We start from the raw sequence: 24,139 nt of genomic DNA on the forward strand, positions 1-24,139 counted from the left end.
CCCGGACCCGACGCAAGTGAAGGGGGAGGAACGAGATGGCTGGTGCGGTGAACCTGCCTGTGCTGGTGGGCCCTGTGCAGCTGCTGTACGTGCAGAGCATGACCATCAACGAGGGCTACCGCATCGAGCGGATCATGGGCAGCCGGTTCTCCCAGGCCACCCAGCCCACGAACAAGACGATCGCGATCGAGGCCGTCCTGCTCGGCCCGCAGCGGCAGGAGCAGAAGAAGGCCCTGGAGGCCCTCGCGCTCACCTCACGCCTGCTGGTCGCCGCGATGGCCCGAGGGGAGTCGACGGCCGGCATCCCGGTGGTGTCGGGCCTGACCATCAGCCTGAACATGCAGGTCACCGATCTGCGCTTCACCCAGGGCGTGGCCAAGCGGGACGCGCTGGACGTGTCGATCACGCTTCAGCAGATCCCGCCGGCCCTCACCGCCGCGGTACTCGGCGAGATCGGCGACCTGCTCCTCGCCGTCGGCACCGCGGCCGTACCCACCGGGCCGCCGGCCAGTCCCATCGCCCGTTTCCCGGGTGGCCTGTTGTGAGTCCACGACGCTGTGAGTCCGCGACGAACCCCGTCATGACCAAGGAGGCAGGATATGGCGGCCTTGAACTATCTCGCCCTGCCGATCGACCCTGCCGAGGGGTTCCCGCAGGCGTTCCGGCTCTCCCTGGCCGGCCGCTCGTACCAGTTCCGGCTCTACGCCAATGTGGCGGAGGACCTTCTCGACAGCGGGTCGGGCGAGTTGCTCGACCTGCCGGCCAAGGGCGCGTTCCTCGTGCTGTCGGTCGACCGCGAGGAGCCGGCCGGCCTGACCACCATCCTGCGGCGCAAGCTGGCGCCCGGGGTGGAGTACCACGCGGCCGAACTGGCCCTGACATTCCCCACGATGCTTCTGGACCCGCGCAACCTCAACGGGGCCGGCTCGTTCGGCTCCCGGGTCGTCGGAGGGGTGGCCCTGCGATGAACCGACGGGCGAACTCCCGCCGGGGGGTGACGACATGAGCTTCGTCATCCGCTACCAGGTGGAGATCTCCGCACCCTTGGCGCCCAGCGGGCTGGGGCTGCCGGTGACCGTGTCCAACGATGTGCTGGCCGGGTCGTTCGTGCTCGACGCCGACATCACCGTCACGATGACGGAGGGCGCCGCCACCGACACCTTCGAGGTCACGCTGATCAACCTGCCGACGGACGTGATCGACCTGATCCGCGCGGTCCAGGCGCAGACACCGGTCAACGTCTCGATCCGGCTCGGCTACTTCGACGACCCGTCCACCATGACGGGCGACAGCGGCCGCGTCCTGGTGGGGCGGGTCACCAAGGTCTCCGGCACCGTCGGCCAGGACGGCTACGCACGCACGGTCCTCTACGGGCAGGAGGAGGGCGGCTACCTGCTGCGCAACACGCTGGCCGCCGTCGGCAGCCCGGCCGGGACGAGCGCGGACCTGTTCGCCCGTGAACTGGCCGGGAAGGCGCACGTGCCGGTCGCGGCGGGATCGACCCTGCCGGGAGACCTGAGCGGTTTCACCGTGCGCAGCGGATCCACGCTGGACGCGCTGCGCGCCCTCGCCGAACGGGGAAACGCGCCGCTGGTGGTGCGGGACAAAACGGTCTACCTCGGCGCCGCGGTCGGCGCCTCGAAGGACACGGCGCCGGTCGCACTCGACCCGGACATCAACATCGTATGGCTGGACAGTTCCTACGGAGAGGACACCGCCGGGGAGTTGTCGCCGCCGGTGCGGGCCACCGTGAACCTCGCCGTGCTCGGACATCCGGGGCTGCGCGTCGGCCAGCACGCGGAGATCAGCGGACTGTCAGGGGTGCCCGACGGCACGCTGCGGCTGTCGCGGGTGGTGCACCGGTTCACCACCGCCGGCGGATACACCACGGAACTCGGCCTGATCGCGGCCGCCGCCGGTGAACGGGCCCAGGTCACCACCGGCGTCCAGGTCGTCGTCGACCGCTGGCGGGGCATGGTGGACCGGGCCCGCGACGACCACCCGGCCGTCGACGTCGGCGAGGTCACCGCGTACGCCGCCGGCACCGGCAAGCACCTGGCGTCCCTGCACTACGCCCAGGTCCCCGACCCCGGAGTGGTCGCGCCCAGCGTGGCCAGCCCGGTCGACACCGGCGCGAGCATGCACGAGAAGCCGATCGCCTCGGTGTTCGCGTTCGACCGCACGGGCCTGGTCGTGCCGGTGTACCCCGGCATGCGCGCCCTGCTCGCCCACAACCGGGGCGCCGTCAACGACGCCGTACTGGCCGGGTTCCTCTGGCCCGACAACCCGGCGACCCGGCGCCCGGCCAACGAACCCGGCGACTACTGGCTCGCGCTGCCCACCGCACTCGGCGACGACGGCCGGCCCACCGGCCCCGGCGCCAACGACCTCACCGACGCGGGCGGCCGCCGGGTTGTCCAGACGACCGGCCTGCACATCGTGGTCGGCAAGGACGCGCTGCCGGAGGTGGGCACCCGTCCGAAACCGCCGGACGACAACACCATCACCATCGAGCACCAGAGCGGTACGACCATCACCGTCGACGCCGAAGGCGCCGTCACCATCAGTACGAAGAACCACCCGATCCAGCTGACCAACGGCGCGGTCAGCCTGAAACTCGACGGTTCCGCCGTGGCGGTGTCGTGATGGCCGCCGTCCTCACCGCCGCGTCCACGCTGCAATGCCCGCACGGCGCACCGCTGTTGATCGTGCCCGGCGGACACCTGCTCACCGTGGACGGCCAACCCGTCCTCACCCGCGCCGACCTGCTTACCGCGACCGTACCCGCCTGCCCGAACAAACCACCCTGCGGCAAGGTCGTCTCCGTCGACGCCGGCCTCGCCACGACGCTCCTCGTCGGCACCGATCCGGTGGCGCTGGAGACCGCACAGGGATCGACCCTGACGGCCTCGCCCTGGCAGGTCGTCTCGGCCGGCCAGACGAAATTGGAGGCAACATGACATCGCCGACCTCCCCGGACCCGTTCGGGCACGGCCTGCGCGTGGACGACGGGGACCTCGTACTCGACGCCGGGGACCTGGCCGGGGTGAGCGGCATCGCCAATCTCACCCAGGCACTGACCCTGCGGGTCCTGACGCCCTTCGGGTCCGACCGCTTCAACACGGGCTACGGCCTCGACGTCACTCAGGCGTTCACCGAGCCGAACGGCACCCGCGTCGTCAAGCAACTCCTGAAGCTGAACCTCGTCGGCACGCTGGGCACGGACCCGCGCGTCAGCGAGGTCAGGCAGGTCACCTTCGACGACGATCCCGAACGACTGGCCGCAGGGCCCGGCGCCGAGGCTCGGGCGCGCGCCGCGCAGATCCACCGCGCCTGGACGGTCGAGGCCGACCTGGACACGGTGGCCGAGGTTCCCCTCACGCTGCGCGTGAACGTGGAGGTATGACGACCGTGACCGACTACGGGGTGACTGCCGACGGGTTCGTGCTCAAGCCCGTCGACGTGATACTCAGCGAGTCCTTCGACCGGGCCAGGGCAGCGTTCCCCGGAGCGGACCTGACCAGTACCAGCGCACTGCGCAAGATCCTGGAGACGGCCGCCGCCGAGGACGGCGAACTGTGGAAACGCCTGGAGGACCTGTACTACGGCAACTTCGTGTCCACGGCGACCGGCGCCGCCCTCGACCTGCTCGGCGAGGACACCGGCCTGGAACGCGCGCCGCTCGCGAGCACCGGCACGGTCACCGTCACGCTCGACGACGGGGTGGAGGGCCGGAGTTACGTCCTGCCCCAGGGCGCCGTCCTGGTGACCGCCGACCCCGTCCGGGCGTTCGGCACCGTGGCACCGGTGGTGCTCGACAGCAGGAACGCCACCGCCGATGTCGGTGTGGTGGCGTTCGAGCCGGGACCGGACGGTGACATGGACGCCGACACCATCACCGGCATCGACCCGACGTACCGTTCGATCTATCTGGCCGACTTCGGGCCCGCGGACTTCACGGTGACCAACCCGGCCGCGACGACCGGCGGCACCAAGGACGAGTCCGACGGGACCTACCGCGGCCGGCTCCTCGGCATCGCCCGCAACCTCTGGACCGTCGAAGCCGTGGCACAGGCGGCCCTGGGCGTCGGCGGCGTCCTCGACGTCGTGCTGTCCGACCCGCTCGGCGGAGTGGACGTGTCGCAGAGCTACTTCGACCTGTTCAACTTCGACCAGCGGGCCTTCAGCAGCGAACGCCGCGTCGGACAGCCGTACTTCTTCACCGTCGTGGTCGCGCACGACTTCCGCTGGCCCTGGCACACCACCGGGCCCGTGCCCGGCGTCTTCGAGCGGGTGAGCGCGGCGGTCGACGCGGTACGGCCGATCGGCATCCACGCGAACATCGTCGAGGCCGACCACATCGAGGTCGGGGTCCGGGCGACCCTCGTGATCGCGCCCGGCTCGGACGGCGTCGCCCTGCTCTCCTCGGTGCGCCGCCGCTTGGCCACCGACATCGGGGCGCTGCGCCTGGGCGGCGACGTCCTGTACGCGCAGGTGGTCGGCGCCTTCGTCGAACAGCCGGGCGTGCTCGACGTCCAGGGGCTGCATCTGCGCCGGGCACCGGCCGCGTTCGGCCGGATCACCTTCGGCGACGTGCCGTTCCAACGCGTCCTCGCGGAGGGCGCGGTGGGCGAGAACCTGGTCATGGGCCCGACCGAACTGGCGACCTTCGTCGTCGACGGCGACGCCTTCGACGTGACGGTGGTGACCGGATGACCACCGAAGCCGTCACACCGGCACCCGTGCTCGCCGTCACCACGATGGCGCGCCGGCTGACCACACCCTTCGCCCGTGGGGCGGACACGCTCGACCTGCGCCTGCTGCCCTCGACCAGTTCCCAGGCTGCGGTGGAGAGTTACGACTTCGCCGACCACGAGGCACGCTTCGGCGTACCGCCCGAGCCGCGCTATGTGCTGACCACCACCCGGGACGTCGACGTCGACACCACGGTGACGATCACGTACGAGGAGCCGGGCACACCGAGCGCGGACCGTCAACTGACCGTGCCGGCCGGGACGGTGACCGGCACCTCGTTCCTGCTGGAGCGACCGTCGACCGCGACCGCCCGGCTGATCCTGCTCACCACGGTGCCGACACCGTTCGACAACCGCCCCCAGGACTGCTGGACGTTGACCGCACTGCTCGGCACCACGGCCAAGCTGCTCTGGGTGACCGGCGCCGAGCGCGACCAGCTGCGCCGCCACGCCGCCACGACACTCGCCCAACGGCACCTGCCGTCCGCCCTGGGCCTGAGCCTCGACCTGATCGGCGCCGACCTCGGCGTACCGCGCTTCCCCGCGCTGCCCTACGGCTTCGACACCGACACCGTGGCGCTCTACCACCTCGACGACGACGCCGGGGCCACCCCGCAGGTGGCGGACACGACCGCCGCGTACCCGGGCCGGACCGCGCATCACGGTGTGCTCCAGGGCCAGGTGCAGATCGGCCTCCCCGGGCGGTACGGCCGGGCGATGGGCTTCCGGTCGGCCGACGCGGCGATCGTGGTCGCCACCGACGTCGCGTTCGACATCGGCGAGCGGGACGACGCGACCTTCGAGTGCTTCGTCCGCCCGGACCCGGCTCCTGATCCCGACCCGGCTCCCGGCCCCGACGCCCACGACGGGCCGGTGCTCAGCCGGCGTACCGACCCGGAAAACCTCGGCCCCGGCTGGGAGTTCGCGGTCGGCAACTTCGGGCGGGGCCTGGCCCGCAACGTACGGTTCACGATCGGCGACGGTGACCCGGACCACGACGTGACCCTGTTCGCGGACAGCACCCTGCCGACCGACGCGTTCACCCATGTGGCGGCGGTCCTCGACCGCACCAGCGGCAAAGTGGGGCTGTACCTCGACGGGCGGCTGCGCGACTGGCGCTTCCTGTACCCGCTCGGCGCGGTGACCGGCCCGGCCCCGCTGCGCATCGGCGCGGCCGGCGGCGCCTTCCGGGGAGTCGTCGACGAGGTACGGATCAGCTCGGCGTCGCGAACCGGCTTCGCACCGGCCCTCGGCGAGGACGACGACCACTACCGCAGCCGCCTCGAACTGTTCCGCCGCTGGACCCTGCCGACCCCGGCGAACCTCACCGCCCTCCTCAACCGGCTCGCCGGACCGATCGGCGGACAGCCCGACGCTCTGGTGGTCGACGACACGAACGCGACCCTGGCCCGCGGCACTCGGCTCGTGCACATCCGCCCCTACACCCTGCTGCCCGGCGAGAGCATCGACGCGACCGGACGCCGCCGCACGACCGAGGCGAGCGCGGTCGGCACCGCCGCCCAGGAGGACACGTTCGACCCGGCCTACCTCCTCCGCTACGACCACGCCGGGGTGGACTTCACCCCGGCGCAGGCCCCGGCCGACCCGCACCTGGTGCAGGTCGGGGTGGCCGAGTGTCTCGACCGGCTGGTCACCCTGGCCGGCGCCGAGACCGCACCGCCCGGCCGCCTCCTGGTCGCCGCCGCCTACGACCCCCAGGCGGGCGACCTCCGGGCAACAGGCCGGGCGGTGCTCCTCGCCCACAGCTCGGTATCACCGGCCCGACTCGCGGCACTGGCCCACCGGGCGGGCTTCGACTACGTCGCCCACCGTGCCGCCACCGGGCAGACCTACGCGGCGATCGCCCTCGGCGACTACTTCAGGATCGACGTCACACCGATCACTGTCACCTCAACTGCCCTGCCGTCGAACGCCGTTGGTCCGAGAGACGCAGCATCGATCACCGGCGCCCCGACGGACGCCGCCCCGGCCACCCCGAACCCGATCGACCTGGACCCGAGCACCCCCGTAACCCTGTCCCTCCGCCCCGCGCCTCCGGCGGACGCCTTCCTCAACTGGCTTGTCGTGCCCGGTGGTTCCGGTCAGGGCACGCTCGTGCCGGAGAGCGGGGCCGGGTCCCGGCATCGGTCCGCGGCCCTGACCGCCACCGCTCCAGGTCAGCTGATCGTCAAGGCCGACGTGGCCCGGGGCCGGCACACCGTCTCGGCGTCGGCGACCCGTACTCTGCGGATCGGGTTGGCCGGACTGGACAACGGTGCCGCCGTCGCTGCGGACGGAACGCGCGGCGTGCCCGCGTCGAGCGTGGAGCGCCCGGGAACCTACTTCGACCGGGCGTTCCTGGTCCGCCACGAGGACCCCCGGGTCGACTACGGCAGCGACGCCGCCCATCTCATGCAACTCGCCGTCGCCGAACTCCTGGACGCCCTGCTCGCCGAGCTGGCCCGCAGGGCGGTCGCGGGGCGGCTCACGGTGACCGCCGCCTTCGACGGCACCGGTGACCCTCCCGACCCGGCCGCCGCCGAAGGACGTCGGCTCGTCCTGCGGCACAGCTCCCTGGACGCGGGCGCGCTGGCCGGGGCCGCGTTCGCGGTCGGATTCGGGTACCTCCTGCGCCGCGGCGCGGAGTTGGAGGTGCGCCAGGCCCCGGGGCAACTCGTCGCCGTGCGCGGGCCCGCCGGCGTCGAACAGGGGGCCGTCATCGAACTCGACGAGGGCACCACCATGGACCTCACCGCGACCCCGTCGCCGGCCGGCCTCGCCGCCGCCGGTCTCATCGGTCAGTTCCCCGGAGAGGGCCCGCGCCTGGGCTGGGCGTCGGGGACGTACGACGACGCCGCGATCACCGTGGCGTCCAGCACCCAGCAGACCGTCACCCTGCGCGCCGACGCGGCCGGCACCGCCTGGGTGCAGGCGAGCTACCCGATCGGCGGGCAGCCGGTCCCGTACACCTTCCAGGTCCGGCTGCGGCCGGAGGCGGACACCCCGACGACGGTCATCACCAAGGACCAGCACGACCTGATCATGAACATCCTCAACGTGCTGCATCCCGTCGGTGTGGAGGTCAACACCGCCGCGATCCGCGCCCACGTCGTCGAACTCCAGGGTGACCTGTCACAGGCCAACCCGGACTACACGTACCCGAGGTTCCGTGTCCGCGGCCCGCTGCCGCCACGAGCGAGGAGGCCCGCCGATGGCTGACATCGTGTTCCAACCCACCTTCGTCCACAAGGAGTTCGTCGACGGCCCCGACGGCGACCGGGTCAGGGCCGCCGAACCGAACGGCTTCAACGCCCGGTTCGGCGCCATCGAGAGCGATCTGCGTCAACTGTCCACCGTGGTCGGCCAGATCGACGCCGCCGTGGACCGGCGCGGCACCGGGCCGGCCGAGCATGTGCTCACCCTGGCGCCGATACTGACGGGTACATCCGGGGACGGCACCATCTCCTGGCGGATCACCCCCAGTGGCGCGGCCCAGTTCGGGCCGGACGAGGACGCGTTCGGACTGATGGAGGTGCCGCTCCCCGACAACGTCCGCCTGACCTCGTTCCGAGTCATGGGCCAGGTCGGCGCCAACGTGGTGGGTCTGGCCGTCCTCCTGTCCCGGGTCAAGATCCCCGGCGGTACTCCGGAGGTGCTGGCGGGGATCAGCGGCGACAGGGACCCGTTCGACAAGTCCGCGGACGTCGATCCGGCGCTGGCCGTGACCCAGACCGCGACGTACCGGTACATCATCCGGGCCTCCGTCATCAACACCGGTACCACGGTGACTCTCGCCGCCTTCCAGATCGCCTACACGAGCAGCTAGGAGTCATCGTGGCCGACATCAGCTACACCCCGACGTTCCACCATGTCGCCTGGGAAGACCGCAAGGACCGGGTGGAGGCGGCCGGTCCGAACGGGTTCAACGTGCGCTTCAACGCGATCGCGAGCGACCTGGACCAACTGACCACCGTGGTCACCGACATCGGCGCGGCGATCGACGCGTCGAACACCGCGCCGCCCCCGCAGGCGCAACGGCTCAGTTTCACGCCGGCCCTGCGGCCCACCGGACTGCTGTCGGGGGGCGCCTGGAGCTACGACGCGAACGGCGTGCCCCACGCCAACTCCCTCGCCATGACCGGGGTCGCCAACCTCACCCTGCCCCACGGGCTGCGGCTGACGTCGATGCGAGTGGTGGGCGACATGCAGAGAGGCTCCTCCCACGCGGTCGGCGGCACCATCTCGCTGGCGCGCACGCCGATCCGGCTCGTCGCCCCGCCCCCGGCCCCCGAACTGCTCGCGGTCAACGACTCCTTCTCGGCGGTCGGGCCCTTCGACCTCCAGCTACCGGTCTCGGCGCCACGCGCTCTGATCGACACCAGCGTCTTCCGCTACGTCCTCACGGCGACCTTCGAGACCGTCCTCTTCGGCGGCATGTCGATCGAGGCCGTCCATCTCACCTTCGCCCCGCCGTCCTGACCGGGAAGGGACACCTGTGTCCGACCTCAGCTACACACCCACGTTCAAGCCCACCGACTGGATCGACAACGTCAGCCGCATCACCGCCGACGGCCCGAACGGCTTCAACGTACGGTTCGACGCGATCACGAACGACCTCCACCGGGCGGCCGCCGTGGTCACCGAGATCGACACCGCGCTCGCCCAGCCCGTCGGCGTGCCGACCGGCCAGCAACTTCTCACCCCCGGCCTCGACCTCGTGTCGCTGCCGGGATCGGGCGACGGTTGGCTCTACGACGAGACCGGAGCGGCGTACCCGTCGGTCACCGGCCCCGACAGCGTCGCGGTGATGGGCCTCAGCCTGCCGGCGAACATCAGACTGGTCTCGTTCCGCGCCGTCGGCCTCTGGCACGGCTCTCCGGCCACCTTCAGCATTGCCCTGATCAGGACCCCGCTGGCCAATGCGAACGCCGCTCCCGACACACTGGCCGAGATCGGCACCGCGACGTCCGCCATCACCAACCCGTACGACGTCACCGTGCCCGTCGATGCCGCGTTCGCCGCCGTGGACCCCCAGACGTACCGCTACTGCGTCGTGGCCACGGCATCGGCCATCCAGGTCGTCGTCGCGACGAGCCTCGCGACCGTCCAGCTCGCCTACGTCGCGAGCTGAGCCGGCGCCATGCGGATCGAGTGCCACGTCCCCATCACCCTCCGGATCGTCGGGGTGCCCACCGACGACCAACTGGAGGCAGCGGGCCGGGCCTTGACCCGCGCGGTCACGGCCCGCCTGAAGGAGGCGGAACGCCTGGTGGCCGACCGGCACGGCCGGGACTGCGGTACGTCGGTCGAGGTGAAGGAGCCGTACGACGCGGACCGGCAGGACACCGAGGGGTACGCCGTCCCGTCCTTCGGCGACGACGGCAAACCGGTCGCTATCCCCGTCGGACCCGGCGCGCCGGCACCGGCGGGGGCGGAACCGACCGAGCCCGTGGCCACGCCCGCCGCCGAGACCACGGCGGTTCGTCCTTCCCCGTCGAGCGGCCTCTCGGCATGGACCCGGGCATGGGCGGTCCGCCTCGGCCTGGACCGGGCGATGTCCGGCGTGGACGAGGCGGTGCCCGCGCCGAGGGTGGCGGCATCCTCGACCGCCCCCACCGAGGCGGCCTCACCGTCGGCCCCGCACAGTCCGTCGCCGACAACGCCGGCGCCGGTCCAGCATGCCCACGCGGTGCCGAGCGGCCCGGCTCCGGCGGACACCGGCACACTGCATCCGGAGGCCCTGGCCTTCCTGGAGAACAAACTGCGCCAGTTCTACGATTTGATCGGCACCCAGGAGCGCATCAAGCTGAAGCGGAACTCCACCATCGCCATCGGCATGGTGACCCACGACGGCGATCCGTGGCTGGTCTACACGATCGCCGGCAACCGCGGAAGCAAGAAGCTGTTCGAGGCCGCCGAGAAACTGGACCTCCACCGGTGGAAGTACGACACCGATGTGGACGGCCGGGGAGCGGTCGGCGCACCCAACGACGCCGAGCAGCTGATGATCGAGTTCGCGCGGGACCACGACGTGACCCTGCACGGCATGGCGGTCTCCCGGCGCCTCTGCGCCGACTGCGCGAGCGTGGTCACCGTCACTGCGCGGGACGGCACCACGAAGACCCGGTACAGCGTCAGCGTGGTCCCCGACCCGATCCGGATACCACGCGAGACCGCCCCGAAGAGCAGGCCGAAGGCGACAGCCAAGCCGAAACCCCGGACGGTGACCGAAGCACGGCCCGAGGCGAGCCCCGCCGAGGCCAGGCCCGAGGTCAAGCCGGAGGTCAGGCCCGAAGCCAGGCCCGAAGCCAGGCCGGAGGTGAGACCCGAAGCCAGGCCCGAGGCGAGACCCGAAGCGACGGTCGAGGCGAGGCCTGAGGTGCGGTCCGACGTGACGATCGAGATGAGGGGAGCCCCGGTCGAACCCATCCACAGCCCCGCGAACCTGGAGCTGAAGAGCGCTGCCGAAGGCGCGGCCACCCTGCTTCTCTCGCTCCAGCTCGGCAGCCTCAGGGGTGCCGAGGTACAGAAGGCACGGAACAGGTACGAGGAACTGCTCGCCCACGAGATCGCCCCCGCCCTCGCCCGCGGGAACAGCGTCGGCGTGACCGTGATCTACGAGATACCCGACCAGTTCGACATCGCGGCCTATGCGACAGGGATCGGCGACACCGGCCAGGTGGTCCTCTTCAGGGACATGTACGTGAGCGGCGAGGCTCCGTACGACCCGGATAAACCGCCGCCCACGGCCACCACCCAGGCCTCGATGTCCCCGAACCTGGCGCCCTCGCGCACGAACGAACCGTGGTACGTGAGGGAGGGCCGGAAAGAGAACCAGCCCACGAAGGGCTTCCACTTCAAGGAGTACTACTTCTCCGTCCAGCCACCCGGCCGGAGGGGAAGGCCGGACCAGGGCCCGCACCGCGGCGGAACGTACCGTCCGCAGGTCTACGCCCGGTTGAGCGGACGCGCCGAGGACGTGGAGCTCCACGGCATGGGCCGGCTGCTCTACGTCCCTCCCGCCGGGCACGAGCCCGTCGAGATGTGGGACATCAACGGCACGCCGTACGACTCGCTGCTCGCGGTGCCGGGCCTGGAGGTCCCGCGCCGCTGGTTCAGCGGATTCGGGACGGACACGTCGTACGCCCTTGACAGCCGTATGGAATACGGCGGACCGGACAAAGGGATGATCTTCGAGGACGTCACCGGCGAGGACCTGGGTCCGCACCGGCGTGCGGGGAGCACCTGGCGGGCGCGGATCGTCTGGACGAGGAGCTGAACCACCGTGGCGAACTACCACACCGAGACGGGGACGCGCCGGCGTTACCACCTGCCCACCGACGTCGCGGTGCCGGACGGCCTCTCGGCCCAGGACGGACAGCGGCTGCGCGAGACGGTACTGGCCGCGATCCGCGGCGCGGTGCGCGATGCCGCGCCGGGGGAGACGGCGCCGCCGCCGGCGGGCCCCCGCCCGCAGGCGCGCGAACGAGTCGCCGGACCCGGCCGCGACAGTTACGCGATACCGAGTTACGACAGCGACGGCGCCAAGTTCGGCATAGCGGTCGCCCCGCCGTCTCCGGCACCTGTCCCCGGCCCCCGTCCGGCGCCCCGCGACCCGGCGAACCCGCACAACACCCTGACGGCTCGCGAGATGTACGACATCTGGATCGCGTACTGGACGGACCGTCACAACCGTGCCCACGAGCTCGCGGAGAAGATCAAGGAAGACATCTGGCGCAGGAATCCCGCCGCCTTCGTCCGCAATCTGGACCGGTTCGACAACGGACGACGGGACGCGCTCGGGCCTGCGTACGAAGCCGCCGCCAACGACCGGGACTCCTGCACCTTCATGGTGTCCGCGATGCCCGAGGTCCTCCGCTGGCTCAACGCCGAGCAGTTGCACGGCAGGCCGGCCACGTTCGCTCGGGTGAACGAGATAGCCATCGAGTACGCACGGGCCCAGAAGACCGTAGGGACCTGGCTGGGGCCGCTCACCTTCGCCGCGCTGGCGGCATCCTTCCCGACGGCCGGCGGCCGAGCACCCGCACCCGCACCCGCACCCGAGGAGATTCCCGCCTCGCCCCGGCTCCCCGCCGCCGAAGCACCCCCGTCCCCGCCGGGCGCACCGTCCGCTCCGGGCGGCTTCTCCGCGTGGGCGCGGGCGTGGGCGGTGCGGGTCGGCATGGACCGGGCGATGGTCGGCACGGACACGGCGCTGCCCGCGACCAGAGTGGCGGCGACCTCACCCGCGCCCGCCGAAACGACAAGCCCGTCGCCGGCCGCGCCGTCCCGCCCCCAGGAGCCGCGCCCGGCGTCGCCGGAACCCGCACCCGCCGCCCGGACGCCGACCGCACCCACCGCCCAGGCGCCGACGCCGACCGTGCCCGCCGCACGCCGGTTCGACCTGACGGAGCCCACTCTCACCACCGAGGACGTGTTCGCGCGGATCAGCGACGAACTGGCCGGCCTGCCGGCGGCGGCACCGAGCGGCACCGGCCCGGCAGCGGCCGTGGTCGACGCCCGGGCCGCGGGACTGACCGGTGCCCAGGGCGCACCCGGCACGGCGGATCTCGCGGTACAGCGGCACGCGGACGCGTCGGCGGTCCGGGGCGCCTACGGCGTGTCGGGCGCGCAGGTCCAGTCGGCGCACGCCGGCCCGACCTCCTTTCTGCGGGACGTACCCGGCTACAGCCGCGGGAACGCCCTCACCGTGCTGCTCCCCACCTGGGTCCACACGGCGTTCGACCAGCACTGGAAGAACTGGGCGATCGCGCGGCGCCGGGCCGGCGACACCCGGGTGAGCGCCGAGCAGCTGTATGCCGAGATGCTCACGGCGGTCGACCGGATCCCGCTCCTCGACCAGGCCACACGGAACACCATCGCCTGGGTCATCCACCGTGAACTCTTCTACGACCTGGGACTCCTGCCCGGCGACCTCCTCACCCTCCCGTACCCCAATGTGCCGCCGAGCCCCTGACCCCGAGGGCGGGCCAGCACCTCCGGTCCGATGAGCGGAACGGCATATGACACACCCCGTCCGCCCTCCTCACGCTGGTCACTTCGGGCCCCGCGGCCGGTGGCCCGAGTACACGGGGCGGCTCAACTGGCGGTCGCCACACGGGGAAACGGGGACGGCGATGGCTTGGAACGAACTGACCGCGGAACCACGGAGACACGACTCGACAGAGCAGGTGCCGACGGGACAGACACCAGCTGTGCAGGCAGCGGCGGTGCAGGCACCGGCACATCAGGCCCCGGCGCTCGCCAGACTGCGTCTGTTCGGCGCATTCAGGCTGGAGGGCGCGGAGGGCGGCATCGCCGTCCCGGCGAACGAGCAGCGACTGCTGGCCTATCTCGGGCTGCACCAACGCGCGCCCCGATCAGTGGTCGCCGGAACCCTGTGGCCCGACGTCTCCGAGGAACACGCGCAGGGCAGCCTGCGGACGACGCTCTGGCGGCTGCGCCGGGTGCGGTACCCGGCGGTAGGCAGCGACGGCGACACCCTGTACCTCGCGGACGGCGTGTCCGTCGACGTCGACGACTTCACCCGGGCCGCCCTGCGCCTCACCGGCTCCGCACACGATCAGGGCGACGCACTGCCTCCGCTCGGTCTGTTGGCGCGAGGCGAACTGCTCCCCGGCTGGGACGAGGAGTGGATCTGTTCCGAGCGGGAGCGACTGCGTCAACTCCGCCTGCACGCACTTGAGTCGCTGAGCGCCCGGCACACCCGGCGCGGCTGCCACGCACTCGCGCTGGAGGCCGCCCTCACCTGCGTCGCGATCGAACCCCTCCGCGAGAGCGCCCACTGCGCGGTGGTGACCGTGCATCTGGCCGAGAGCAATGTCGTGGAGGCGATCCGGCACTACGAGGCGTTCCGGCGGCTGCTCCGTGCGGAGCTGGGCATCGAACCCTCGGCACGCTTCGCCGGCATGATCCCGTACCGCGCCGAAGGCGCCCGGACCTCGTCGCCCTTGGCCGCGACACCCGAGCGGCACGACCGCCCGGAATGACCGGGCCCGGCCCGACGGCGTTGTGTTGATACGGCGGTGACGTCCCGGTCACGGGGTGCCTGCCATCGTTCCCACGACGAGCGAAAGCTCACGACCTGTAGAAGTCCGTGATGAACCAACGGGTGCAGGGCGCGACGGCGGACTGCCGCCGAACCCGGCCACCACTCACGCCGTACGACGACCCGAAAGGGGAATGCCGACATGGCCACATGCCGTGGCGTCGACGTCTCCGTCTACCAGACAGCCCAGAACTGGACCGCCCGGAAGGCGGAAGGCGTCGTCTTCGCCTTCGCCAAGGCCAGCGAGGGCGAGCACACCCGCGACACCCGCTTCGCCCAGCACATCACCGGCGTCATAGGCGCCGGACTCGTCCCCGGCGCCTACCACTTCGGCTGGCCGAACCAGAGCGCCACCACCGAGGCGGCCAACTACGTGGCCGCCGTGAAACCCCACGCCCGGCCCGGCTTCGTGCACTGGCTCGACCTGGAACGCCGGTCCGACGGAGCCAACTACGCGGGCGTCTCCGCGGCCGGGATCCTGTCCTACGCCAAGGCGTGGATCAAAGCGGTCCAGGCCGCGTTCCCCGGCCAGCGTGTCGGCGTCTACACCTCGGGCAGCGATCTGACCGCCGGCCACGCTCCTGCCGACGCTCCGCTGTGGTACCCGGCCTACCCCTGGTCCGGTGCCGCGACCTACGCACAGGCGGAGGCACACGCGCGGCCTGCCCCGGCCGGCCGTACGCCGCTGTTCTGGCAGTTCACCTCGACCCCGCTCGACCGATCCATCTGCTACCTGAGCGAGTCCGCGTTGCGCACGTGGGCCGCCGGAACGGAGACCGACATGCCGCTCACCGCCGCCGACATCGCCAAGATCGCCACCGCTTCCGCGAAGGCGGTACTCACCATGGACGGCTTGATCGCCGCCCCTGCCGACGCCCCCGACGCCAAGACCAACCCTTACTGGGAACTCCAGTCCTACATCAAGGACACCAACCTCCGCCTGCGGGCCGTCCAGGCGACCGAGGCGGCGCAGAGCGCGGCCATCACCCAACTCGCCGCCGCCATCGCCAAGTTCGACAAGACCATCGACCCCGCCGCCCTGGTCTCGTCCATCACCGCGGCCATCGAGGCGGCCGTGGGCAAGGTCGTCGTCCACCTCGACACCGCGGCTTGACGGCACCGGGGACCTCGAGCCACAGAAAGGCAGAACTCCCAGTGAACCTCTTCGTCAGCTTCATGCGCACGGTCGTACCGATAGTCGCCGGACTCCTGCTGACCCTCCTGGTCCACATCGGCGTCACCTTCGACTCGGCCTCCGTGGCCGGCGTCGTCACCGCCGTCCTGACAGGCGCCTACTACACCGTGTTCCGTCTCCTGGAGACCCTCGCGGCGAAAATCCACAACCGCTCGCTCGCGACCGTCGCCGGCATCCTGCTGGGCTGGGCGACTCCGCCGGACTACCCGGACCCGGCCGCTGCGGGCACCGCGTAACGCGCCGGCGTCCCCGCCCTGCCGGACACGGCGTGGGTGCGTGAGGTCATCGCGGCGGGTGCTGCGCTGACGGGGGCTACGACGAGGCAGCGGCTTCCGGCGAGCGGAGCACGAGCAGGGTGATCTCGCTCGGGGCGAAGACGCGGAACGGCGGGCCCCAGAAGCCGGTGCCTCGGCTGGTGTAGAGGAGCGTGCGGTCGCCGTGGCGGCTGAGGCCCGCCAGGGCGGGCTGGTCGAGGCGGACCAGGTGGTGGAAGGGCCAGATCTGGCCGCCGTGGGTGTGGCCGGAGAGCTGGAGGTCGATGCCGGCGGCTGCCGCCCGGTCGACGAACCTGGGCTGGTGGGCCAGGAGCAGGACGGGCAGGTCGGGGTCGGCGCCGTTCAGGGCTCCGGCGAGGTGGGCGCGGTGGCCCGCCAGGCCGGAGGACTCGGCGGTGACATCGTCCACCCCGGCGACGACGAGGGTGTCGCCGCCGCGTTCGAGCAGCAGATGCCGGTTGCGCAGCGGCTCCCAGCCCAGCTCGCCCATCAGGTCGACCCACCCCTGGGCCTCGCTGTAGTACTCGTGGTTGCCGGTGACGTAGACCCGGGCCTTGGTGGCTTGCACGGTGCCGAGCGGGACGGCCTGGGCGCGGCGGCGTTCGGCCGTGCCGTCCGCGATGTCGCCGGTGTGGCAGACCAGGTCGGCTTCCAGGGTGTTCACGGTCTCGCACACCCGCTCCGACCAGCGGGCGCGGTCCAGCGGGCCGTAGTGGGTGTCGGTGATGAGGACGACGCGAGTGCCGTCCAACCCGGCGCCCAGCCGCGGGAGTTGGACGTCGAGGCGGCGCACGCGCGGCACGCGGCGGGCCTCGGCGTATCCCCAGGCGAGGAGTACGGCGGTGGTGCCGAGGACGGCCCAGGCGACGATCCGGGCCCGGTCCTGGCCGTCGCCGACGCCCGCCAGGGTCAGGGCGAGGCGCAGCAGGACGCCGAGCAGCACGGACCAGGTGAACAGGACCCAGCTGCCGCCCAGCAGGGTGTCACCGACGATCGCCGCCCGGTCCTGCTGGCGCCGGCCGTGGCCGCGCCCCATCGCGAGCGGCATCCCGACCAGACCGAGGACGAACAGGGCGGTGCCGGCGATCGTGACGGGCAGCGGCCAGTGCTGACCGGTGTACAGGAGCACCCCGCAGGGCACGGCCCACAGCAGGACCGGTGCGATCAGGGGGAGGTAGCGCAGCAGGCGGAGCAGTGGGCTCCGCCGTGGAGCGTGGGTCTCGCTGTCGGCGGAGAGGGTGTCGCTGGTATCGGTCACGCGTCCCACTCTAGGTACGGCCACCGCCACCGGACACGCCCAGGGTGATGTCGTCGGCGTAGTAGTCGCCCTGCGCGTACCAGCCGTGGACGTAGATCGTCGCGCTGGTCTGGGACGGGCCCGTGGTGAAGGAGACGGTCAGGGGGCTGTAGCCGGCGGGGGACGTGGTCCAGGTGGAGGTTCCACCGCTCACGCCCAGGTAGACGTAGGAGCCGCGGACCCAGCCGCCGAGCGAGTAGGTGGTGTTCGGCTGTACGGCGACGGTCTGGTCGCACTGTGCGGTGTCGCTCGAACTCACCGTCCCCTTAAGGGCTTTGGAGCCCGAGTGGACGGGGGAGGAGACGATCGAGCCCGGGTCGCCGACGCAGTTGCGCCGCGCCCGGCTCCTCGCCGAGGCGTCCGCCCGGCACGGCGCCGCACTCCCGCACGCCGCTGTGCGTTTTCCGCTGCGCGCTCCCGGTGTGGCCTGCGTGGTCGCGGGTTTCACCAGCCCGGAGGAGGTCGTGTCAGACGCCCGCTGGGCCGCCGCCGATCTGACCGCGGAGGCATGGCGGGACCTCGACACGGCGGCGGAGAGCGGAGCGGGGGAGCGGGCTTGAACAGCCCTTTGTTCCGCCGCAGTTGACGTATGAGTAGGCTCGCGGTACCCACGGTGTTCGTGCGAAGGGGGCTGCGATGCGCGACGCGGGAAGAGCCGTACCCACCCACGGAACCGTCGTGCTGTCACGGGTGCGGGGCGGTTGTCGCGACATGCTCCGCGGCTACGACGTGCTCATCGACGACACCCGAGTGGGCAGCATCCGGCGAGGGAAGACAGTCCGCTTCGAAGTGCCGCCGGGAGAGCACCGACTCCAGTTGAAGATCGCCTGGTGCAGTAGCCGGCCTTTCATCGTCCTGGTCGAAGAGGGCGGGACGGCCAGCTTCATGTGCGCTCCGAGCGGGGAGGCGTTCGACGCGCTCGCTGCCGTCAGCGTCGGCAAGGACGACTACATCACCCTGCAACAGACGTCCGAGCCGATCGTCATGGCCAAGACCCCGATGGATCGGGGCGCGCGCCTGTCGCTGGCCACCGCCTTCGGTGTTTTCGGGGGAGGCGTCATGCTCACCGTCGCCTTGATCTGGCACTACACGGGCGTGGCGCCGAAGGCGGACAACGCGGTCGCCGACGTGAGCCTGGTCGTCACGCTCGTCTCCGTGATCGCCTTCAGACTCCTGCGTTGGAAGGCCGGACGGCGTCCTCGCACGTGACCGCGGCCATGATGAGCAACGATTCTCTTTCCGGCCGTACTGTCCGGCTCATCCCGCTGTCCGTCGATCATGCGGAAGCGCTGTTCCCTGCCGCGTCGGATCCCGAGGTCTGGCGATGGATGCCCCGGCCTCGTCCCGACTCCCTCTCGGACATGCGGGCGATGATCGGACGGATGTCGGCGGACGACGCCCGGCGGTGCTTCGCGGTCCAGCGGTTGACGGACGGCGCCGTGATCGGTTCGACCAGTCTGTACGAGCTGGACCTTGACGAGAGGCGGGCCGAGGTCGGCGCCACTTGGTTCGATCGTTCTTGTTGGGGCGGGCCCTACAACGCCGAGTCCAAGCTGCTGCTGTTTGGGCACGCCTTCGACGGTCTTGGTCTTGTCCGCATCGCTCTGCGGACCGACAACCTCAACGAGCGGTCCCAACACGCCCTGACGCGGCTGGGGTTGACCTACGAAGGGACGCTGCGCAGTCACATGGTGCGGCAGGACGGCACGCGCCGCGATTCGCTGTACTACAGCGTGCTCGCGGACGAATGGCCGTCCGTGCGCGACAAGTTGCTCACCCGTGTCGCGGCCAAGGCCACGGTCTGATGTGCGGTTGCCTCAGCACCCACTGACAGATCGCCGTGTCATCCGGCGGACGGGCTCCCGCGCAACGCGGCGGCCAGCCACTCGCGGACCGCCGCCGCCCGCTCCGGGTCAGGCTTGGGGGTGCCGTCGATCGTCGCCACCAGGGAGTGGTACCTGGTCAGCAGCTGCAGGCCGGTCGACTTGGCCAGTGTCTGTGCCGACCTGCCGTTCGGGTCGAAGTCGACGATGCCGCGCCTGGCCCGCTCCACATCGTGTCCGTGGTCCCCGGTCATCGCGGTGATCAGCCTTGCCGAGTCGGCGACTACGCGCTCGGCGATGTCCCGGGCCTGCGGCGAGTCCGCGGGCACGCCCGCCTGCTGGTAGGCCTGCGCCTCCAGGACAAGCTGCCGATGCCTCTCGATGCGGGCCGTCATCTCCGGCGAGGCGATCAGCCTGCCCTGCTCCGTGGAGAAGGGGATCGCGCTCACGCTCAGGCCGGTGCGGCGGGCGACGTCTCCGATGGAGTAGAGCTCGTTCATGCCGATCACTATGGGATCTCAAGCGACCTGAGATTCAAGGAGGAGCGGCGGTCATCGAGGCCGAGTGGATGGAATCTGAGTATAGTGACTGGACTGACTGTCTAGGAGCGAGAGGGGGGAAGGTGGACAGCGACCCTGCCCTGGACGCCCAACGAGACGCGATCATCGGTGCGTTGGGGTCCGTCGTCGAGGGGATCGCGGCGACCTTCGGGTCGGTCTGCGAGGTGGTGTTGCACGACTACCGGCGCCCGGAGGAGTCCGTGGTCGCCGTCGCCGGAGCTGTCACCGGGCGCTCGGTGGGCGGTGCGATGAGTGAGATCGGGCTGCGGGTGCTGGCGCGCGGGGACGAGGCCGACGACGAGGTGAACTACCTCACCCGGACCAAGGGCGGCCGACTGCTCAAGTCGTCCACGATGGTGCTGCGGGACACGGCGGGCTCGGTGTTCGGCGCGCTGTGCGTCAACGTCGACGTCACCGCCGTACAGCAGGCGCAGGCCGTGCTCGCCGGGATCGGCGGGGGAGCCGGGACCGGTACGGGCGAGGCGTCGGGTACGACCACCTTCGGCAACGACATCGACTCAGTGGTCGAGGCCATCGTCGACGCCCATCAGCTTCGGCAGAGCAGGACCTGGGTCCAACTCGGCCGCGCCGAGCGGCTGGAGCTGTTCCGCAGCCTCGACGAGCACGGCGTCTTCGCCGTGCGCCGGGCCGTCGAACAGGTCGCCGCCCGGCTGGGCATCTCCCGCGCCTCCGCCTACAACTACCTGTCCCAGGCCCGCGCCGCGACCGGCACTCCTGCTTCTCCCGCTGATTCCGCTTCCGACGGAGGACCCGCGTGACGATCACCACCCCGCCCATCACCCTCGACGACGTCCGTGACGCCGCCGCGCGGATCAAGGGCGTCGCCCACCGCACACCGGTACTGCGCTCGCGCACCCTCGACGGACTCGTCGGCGCCGAGGTGCTCCTGAAGTGCGAGAACTTCCAGCGGATCGGCGCCTTCAAGTTCCGCGGCGCCTACAACGCGGCCTCCCGGCTGACCCCGGAGCAACTGGCCCGGGGCATCGCCGCGTACTCCTCCGGCAACCACGCCCAGGCCGTCGCCCTCGCCGCCCGCGAACTCGGTACCACCGCGGTGATCGTCATGCCCGAGGACACCCCGGCCTCGAAGCTGGCCGCCACCGTCGGATACGGCGCCGAGATCGTCACGTACGACCGCTACACCGGCGATCGCGTGGCCATCGGGGAAGCCCTGGCGGCCGAGCGCGGGCTCTCCCTCATCCCGCCCTACGAGCATCCGCACGTCATGGCGGGGCAGGGCACGGCGGCACTCGAACTCGTCGAGGAAGTGGGGGAGTTGGACGCCGTGCTGGTGCCCGTGGGCGGCGGCGGGCTGATCGCCGGGACGGCCACGGCCGTCAAGGGGCTGCACCCGGGCACCCGCGTGATCGGCGTCGAACCGGAGGCCGGGGACGACACCAAGAGGTCGCTGGAGGCGGGCCGGCACGTCACCATCCCCGTGCCGCGCACCATCGCCGACGGGCAGGCGGCCGAGACGCCCGGTCGGCTCACCTTCTCCGTGAACCGGCGGCTGGTCGACGAGATCGCGCTGGTGAGCGACGAGGAGATCAAGGACGCGATGCGGTTCGCCTTCGAGCGGCTGAAGATCGTCGTCGAGCCGAGCGGTGCCACCCCGCTGGCCGCGCTCCTCGCCGGGCGCGCGGGCCCGGTCACCGGCCGGGTGGGGGTGATCGTCTCGGGCGGCAACATCGGAGCCGAGCGGTTCGCGCAGTTGTGCGGAAGCGCCTCGTCATGACCGTGGCCCGGTGGCCGTTCCCCCGAATGGCGCTCCCGGGTGGACAGGAAGACCATGGAGTGGTGGGGCGCGGCCCCCGCCGGAGCGCCGGTGCCGTTCGGGGTCACCGGGAGACGGAGACCGGCCCCGGTCGTGCTGTGCGCGGCCGGAATGGAGGCAGCCGTCATGCTGGAAGTGAAGACGGTCGAAAAGCCGGACGAGCGGCGTGACTTCCCGCGCGGGCACCTCGAAGCGGTCCACCTGACCGGACTCGACTTCGCGGTGGGCACGTTCGAGCCGGGCTGGCGCTGGTCCGAGTCCGTGGCCCCGATCGCGGGCACCAAGAGCTGCGAGATCCATCACAACGGTTATGTCGTCCAGGGGCGGATGCATCTCCGCATGGACGACGGCGGCGAGAGCGAAGTGGGCCCCGGCGACGTCTTCGTGTGTCCGCCGGGACACGACGCGTGGGTCGTCGGCGACGAGCAGGTGATCGTGTACGACTTCGCCGGCGCCATGGCCACGGACTACGCGAAGGCTCCGTAGCCCCTCCGGACGTACGCGCCCCGCGGCACCGCACCCGCCGGGCGCGTATGTCATGCCCGGTACTCGACGACCTGCCCCTCCGCGTACGCGACGCCCTCCCCGTGTCCGAACAGGCCGGGCAGCCCGCCCGTGTGCACGAACACGGTCCGCTCGCCCGGCCTGATGTCACCGTCCCGGACGGCCGCGATCAGACCGGCCATCGCCCGTCCCGTGTACGTCGGGTCGAGCACGAGCCCCGCGGTACGGGCGGCCAGGGTGAGCGCTTCGGCGGTCGGCGCGGTGAGCGAGGCATAGCCGTCGCCGACCTGGTCGCGTCGGATCCGCAGGCTCTCCGCTGTGGTCGGAACGGCGAACTCGCTTACGGCGGCGGCCGGTTCGGGCAGCGCGCCCACGTCGACGCCGAGTACCGCCTCCACCCCGAGCGAGATCACCAGCCCCGCCATCGTGCCGCCCGAGCCGAGCGCGACCACGGCGGTACGGAGATCGGGCAGCTGCCCGCGCAACTCCTCGCCGCAGCGCGCGTAGCCGCGTGCGCCGAGCGCGCTGGAACCGCCGAACGGGATCAGCGCCGGCCTGGCGCCGCTGCCGCGCAGCTCTTCGCACACCTCGGCCGCCGCCCGGTCCAGTCCGGCCTGGTCCACCTCGCCCGCCCAGGCGATGCGGGCGCCGAACAGCCCGTCGAGGGCGAGGTTCCCCGAGCGCGACACACCCGGCGATCCGCGCAGCACCAGCACCACGGCGAGTCCCAGCCGGGCTCCGGCGGCGGCCGTCAGGCGGGCGTGGTTGCTCTGCGGGGCACCCGTCGTGACCAGGGTGTCCGCGCCCTCGGCCAGTGCCGCGCCCACGGTCCACTCCAGCTTGCGGATCTTGTTGCCGCCGCCTCCGAGGCCGGTCAGGTCGTCGCGCTTGATCCACAGGTCGTCCGGGCCGAGCCCGATCGCGGTGGCCAGCCGGGGTGCCGGTTCGACGGGGGTGGGGAAGGTGGCCAGTTCCACGCGGGGGTCGCTCATGGCGTACATCATCGCGCGCTCCGGCAGTTCGCCGGCGATCGGGCTTGCCCCTGGAAACCGTTCGGTTTACTGTGGTCGACAAGGGGAAACCGATCGGTTTCCGCTTTGCGTCGGGTGCTCCACGGCATCCCCTCACCCCGGAGATCTCCATGACCAACATCGAAGGTTCCGTCGTCCTCGTCACGGGCGGCAGCCGTGGCATCGGCCGCGCACTGGTGGAGGCCCTGTACGAGCGCGGCGCCAAGAAGGTGTACGCCACCGCCCGCGACCCGAAGACCGTCACGCACCCCGACGCCGTACCGCTGGCGCTGGAGGTCAGCGACCCCGCGTCCGTCGCGGCGGCCGCCGAGCAGGCGCAGGACGTCACGATCCTGATCAACAACGCGGGCGCGGCGGTGAACGCGAACTTCCTGGACTCGCCCGTCGAGGACATCCGCCGCGAGTTCGAGACCAACTTCTACGGCCCGCTGCTGGTCACCCGTGCCTTCGTGCCGATCATCGAGCGCAACGGCGGCGGCCACATCCTGAACTTCCACTCGGTGCTGTCCTGGGTCGGCCTCGCCGGCTCCTACAGCGCGTCCAAGGCCGCCTTCTGGTCGCAGACCAACTCCCTGCGCCTGGACCTGAAGCCCCGCGGCATCGAGGTCACCGGTCTGCATGTCGGCTACGTGGACACCGACATGGCCGCACACGTCGACGGGCCCAAGTCCACTCCCGAGAGCGTGGCGGCCCAGGCCCTCGACGGCATCGAGTCCGGCGCCTTCGAGGTGCTCGCCGACGACCTGACCCGCCAGGTGAAGGCCGGGCTGTCCGCCGAAGGCGGCGCGCTGTACCCGCAGTTGGCGACCGCCTAGCCAGCACCGTCCGGTCGGATC

At 71.5% G+C, this 24,139-nt stretch carries 24 protein-coding genes and 1 pseudogene; 21 read left to right on the forward strand and 4 right to left on the reverse strand.

Annotation, left to right across the window (positions count from 1 at the left end):
- Positions 1 to 35: 35 nt before the first annotated feature.
- The 15 genes from ACWDEW_RS25605 to ACWDEW_RS25675 all read left to right on the forward strand — a co-directional run bounded on the left by ACWDEW_RS25605 (position 36) and on the right by ACWDEW_RS25675 (position 16,254).
- Positions 36 to 545, forward strand: a complete 510-nt coding sequence (locus tag ACWDEW_RS25605) for a phage baseplate protein (protein WP_450515315.1) — start codon at positions 36 to 38, stop codon at positions 543 to 545.
- A gap of 54 nt (positions 546 to 599) precedes the next feature.
- Positions 600 to 968: a hypothetical protein gene (locus ACWDEW_RS25610; RefSeq protein WP_450515317.1), complete on the forward strand. Its 369-nt coding sequence runs from the start codon at positions 600 to 602 to the stop codon at positions 966 to 968.
- Between the two features lie 34 nt (positions 969 to 1,002).
- Entirely contained in the window at positions 1,003 to 2,646 is a 1,644-nt protein-coding gene (locus ACWDEW_RS25615) for a hypothetical protein (RefSeq protein WP_450515319.1), read from the forward strand.
- Positions 2,646 to 2,960: a hypothetical protein gene (locus tag ACWDEW_RS25620; protein ID WP_427924403.1), complete on the forward strand. Its 315-nt coding sequence runs from the start codon at positions 2,646 to 2,648 to the stop codon at positions 2,958 to 2,960. The genes ACWDEW_RS25615 and ACWDEW_RS25620 overlap by 1 nt, the downstream gene beginning before the upstream one ends.
- Positions 2,957 to 3,406: a hypothetical protein gene (locus ACWDEW_RS25625; protein ID WP_450515321.1), complete on the forward strand. Its 450-nt coding sequence runs from the start codon at positions 2,957 to 2,959 to the stop codon at positions 3,404 to 3,406. Before ACWDEW_RS25620 ends, ACWDEW_RS25625 begins: the two co-directional genes overlap by 4 nt.
- Positions 3,403 to 4,716: a baseplate J/gp47 family protein gene (locus ACWDEW_RS25630; RefSeq protein WP_450515323.1), complete on the forward strand. Its 1,314-nt coding sequence runs from the start codon at positions 3,403 to 3,405 to the stop codon at positions 4,714 to 4,716. Before ACWDEW_RS25625 ends, ACWDEW_RS25630 begins: the two co-directional genes overlap by 4 nt.
- Positions 4,713 to 7,973, forward strand: coding sequence for a LamG-like jellyroll fold domain-containing protein (locus ACWDEW_RS25635; protein ID WP_450515325.1), 3,261 nt, complete (start codon positions 4,713 to 4,715; stop codon positions 7,971 to 7,973). Before ACWDEW_RS25630 ends, ACWDEW_RS25635 begins: the two co-directional genes overlap by 4 nt.
- Positions 7,966 to 8,580 (forward strand): hypothetical protein, encoded by a 615-nt coding sequence (locus ACWDEW_RS25640; RefSeq protein ID WP_450515326.1) that lies wholly within the window; start codon positions 7,966 to 7,968, stop codon positions 8,578 to 8,580. The genes ACWDEW_RS25635 and ACWDEW_RS25640 overlap by 8 nt, the downstream gene beginning before the upstream one ends.
- 8 nt (positions 8,581 to 8,588) lie before the next feature.
- A complete protein-coding gene (locus ACWDEW_RS25645; protein WP_450515328.1) occupies positions 8,589 to 9,233 on the forward strand; it encodes a hypothetical protein in 645 nt (214 codons plus the stop codon).
- Positions 9,234 to 9,249: 16 nt separating this feature from the next.
- Entirely contained in the window at positions 9,250 to 9,885 is a 636-nt protein-coding gene (locus ACWDEW_RS25650) for a hypothetical protein (RefSeq protein ID WP_450515329.1), read from the forward strand.
- A gap of 9 nt (positions 9,886 to 9,894) precedes the next feature.
- Positions 9,895 to 12,033: a hypothetical protein gene (locus tag ACWDEW_RS25655; RefSeq protein WP_450515331.1), complete on the forward strand. Its 2,139-nt coding sequence runs from the start codon at positions 9,895 to 9,897 to the stop codon at positions 12,031 to 12,033.
- A 6-nt stretch (positions 12,034 to 12,039) separates the two neighbouring features.
- Positions 12,040 to 13,731: a hypothetical protein gene (locus ACWDEW_RS25660; protein WP_450515332.1), complete on the forward strand. Its 1,692-nt coding sequence runs from the start codon at positions 12,040 to 12,042 to the stop codon at positions 13,729 to 13,731.
- A 238-nt stretch (positions 13,732 to 13,969) separates the two neighbouring features.
- The gene (locus ACWDEW_RS25665) at positions 13,970 to 14,764 is read left to right on the forward strand and encodes an AfsR/SARP family transcriptional regulator (RefSeq protein ID WP_450515334.1); all 795 of its coding nucleotides are present in this window, start codon (positions 13,970 to 13,972) and stop codon (positions 14,762 to 14,764) included.
- Between the two features lie 201 nt (positions 14,765 to 14,965).
- The gene (locus ACWDEW_RS25670; protein WP_450515336.1) at positions 14,966 to 15,937 is read left to right on the forward strand and encodes a glycoside hydrolase family 25 protein; all 972 of its coding nucleotides are present in this window, start codon (positions 14,966 to 14,968) and stop codon (positions 15,935 to 15,937) included.
- Positions 15,938 to 15,978: 41 nt separating this feature from the next.
- On the forward strand, positions 15,979 to 16,254 hold the full coding sequence (locus ACWDEW_RS25675; protein WP_450515338.1) for a hypothetical protein: 276 nt from the start codon (positions 15,979 to 15,981) through the stop codon (positions 16,252 to 16,254).
- A gap of 76 nt (positions 16,255 to 16,330) precedes the next feature.
- Here ACWDEW_RS25675 and ACWDEW_RS25680 read toward each other — a convergent pair whose 3' ends face one another.
- Both ACWDEW_RS25680 and ACWDEW_RS25685 read right to left on the reverse strand, forming a co-directional pair.
- On the reverse strand, positions 16,331 to 17,551 hold the full coding sequence (locus ACWDEW_RS25680; protein WP_450515339.1) for a metallophosphoesterase: 1,221 nt from the start codon (positions 17,549 to 17,551) through the stop codon (positions 16,331 to 16,333).
- A gap of 19 nt (positions 17,552 to 17,570) precedes the next feature.
- A pseudogene (locus ACWDEW_RS25685) lies at positions 17,571 to 18,116 on the reverse strand (carbohydrate binding domain-containing protein); the annotation flags it as partial.
- A gap of 110 nt (positions 18,117 to 18,226) precedes the next feature.
- On the opposite strand from ACWDEW_RS25685, the gene ACWDEW_RS25690 reads away from it, so the two are divergent.
- The gene (locus tag ACWDEW_RS25690) at positions 18,227 to 18,799 is read left to right on the forward strand and encodes a hypothetical protein (protein ID WP_450515341.1); all 573 of its coding nucleotides are present in this window, start codon (positions 18,227 to 18,229) and stop codon (positions 18,797 to 18,799) included.
- The gene (locus tag ACWDEW_RS25695) at positions 18,796 to 19,395 is read left to right on the forward strand and encodes a GNAT family N-acetyltransferase (protein WP_450515343.1); all 600 of its coding nucleotides are present in this window, start codon (positions 18,796 to 18,798) and stop codon (positions 19,393 to 19,395) included. Before ACWDEW_RS25690 ends, ACWDEW_RS25695 begins: the two co-directional genes overlap by 4 nt.
- 38 nt (positions 19,396 to 19,433) lie before the next feature.
- Here ACWDEW_RS25695 and ACWDEW_RS25700 read toward each other — a convergent pair whose 3' ends face one another.
- Positions 19,434 to 19,913: a hypothetical protein gene (locus tag ACWDEW_RS25700; RefSeq protein ID WP_450515345.1), complete on the reverse strand. Its 480-nt coding sequence runs from the start codon at positions 19,911 to 19,913 to the stop codon at positions 19,434 to 19,436.
- A 122-nt stretch (positions 19,914 to 20,035) separates the two neighbouring features.
- On the opposite strand from ACWDEW_RS25700, the gene ACWDEW_RS25705 reads away from it, so the two are divergent.
- The 3 genes from ACWDEW_RS25705 to ACWDEW_RS25715 all read left to right on the forward strand — a co-directional run bounded on the left by ACWDEW_RS25705 (position 20,036) and on the right by ACWDEW_RS25715 (position 22,254).
- The gene (locus ACWDEW_RS25705) at positions 20,036 to 20,752 is read left to right on the forward strand and encodes a helix-turn-helix transcriptional regulator (protein ID WP_450515347.1); all 717 of its coding nucleotides are present in this window, start codon (positions 20,036 to 20,038) and stop codon (positions 20,750 to 20,752) included.
- A complete protein-coding gene (locus ACWDEW_RS25710; protein ID WP_450515349.1) occupies positions 20,749 to 21,729 on the forward strand; it encodes a pyridoxal-phosphate dependent enzyme in 981 nt (326 codons plus the stop codon). Before ACWDEW_RS25705 ends, ACWDEW_RS25710 begins: the two co-directional genes overlap by 4 nt.
- A 165-nt stretch (positions 21,730 to 21,894) precedes the next feature.
- A complete protein-coding gene (locus ACWDEW_RS25715; protein WP_427925535.1) occupies positions 21,895 to 22,254 on the forward strand; it encodes a cupin domain-containing protein in 360 nt (119 codons plus the stop codon).
- Positions 22,255 to 22,304: 50 nt separating this feature from the next.
- Here the strand turns inward: ACWDEW_RS25715 and ACWDEW_RS25720 are convergent, their stop codons facing one another.
- On the reverse strand, positions 22,305 to 23,264 hold the full coding sequence (locus tag ACWDEW_RS25720) for a D-cysteine desulfhydrase family protein (protein WP_450515351.1): 960 nt from the start codon (positions 23,262 to 23,264) through the stop codon (positions 22,305 to 22,307).
- Positions 23,265 to 23,413: 149 nt separating this feature from the next.
- Between ACWDEW_RS25720 and ACWDEW_RS25725 the strand changes: the two genes are divergently transcribed.
- Positions 23,414 to 24,118, forward strand: coding sequence for an SDR family oxidoreductase (locus ACWDEW_RS25725; protein ID WP_359608550.1), 705 nt, complete (start codon positions 23,414 to 23,416; stop codon positions 24,116 to 24,118).
- The last annotated feature ends 21 nt before the right edge of the window (positions 24,119 to 24,139 follow it).

This window comes from Streptomyces sp. NPDC001100 (genome assembly GCF_053598575.1).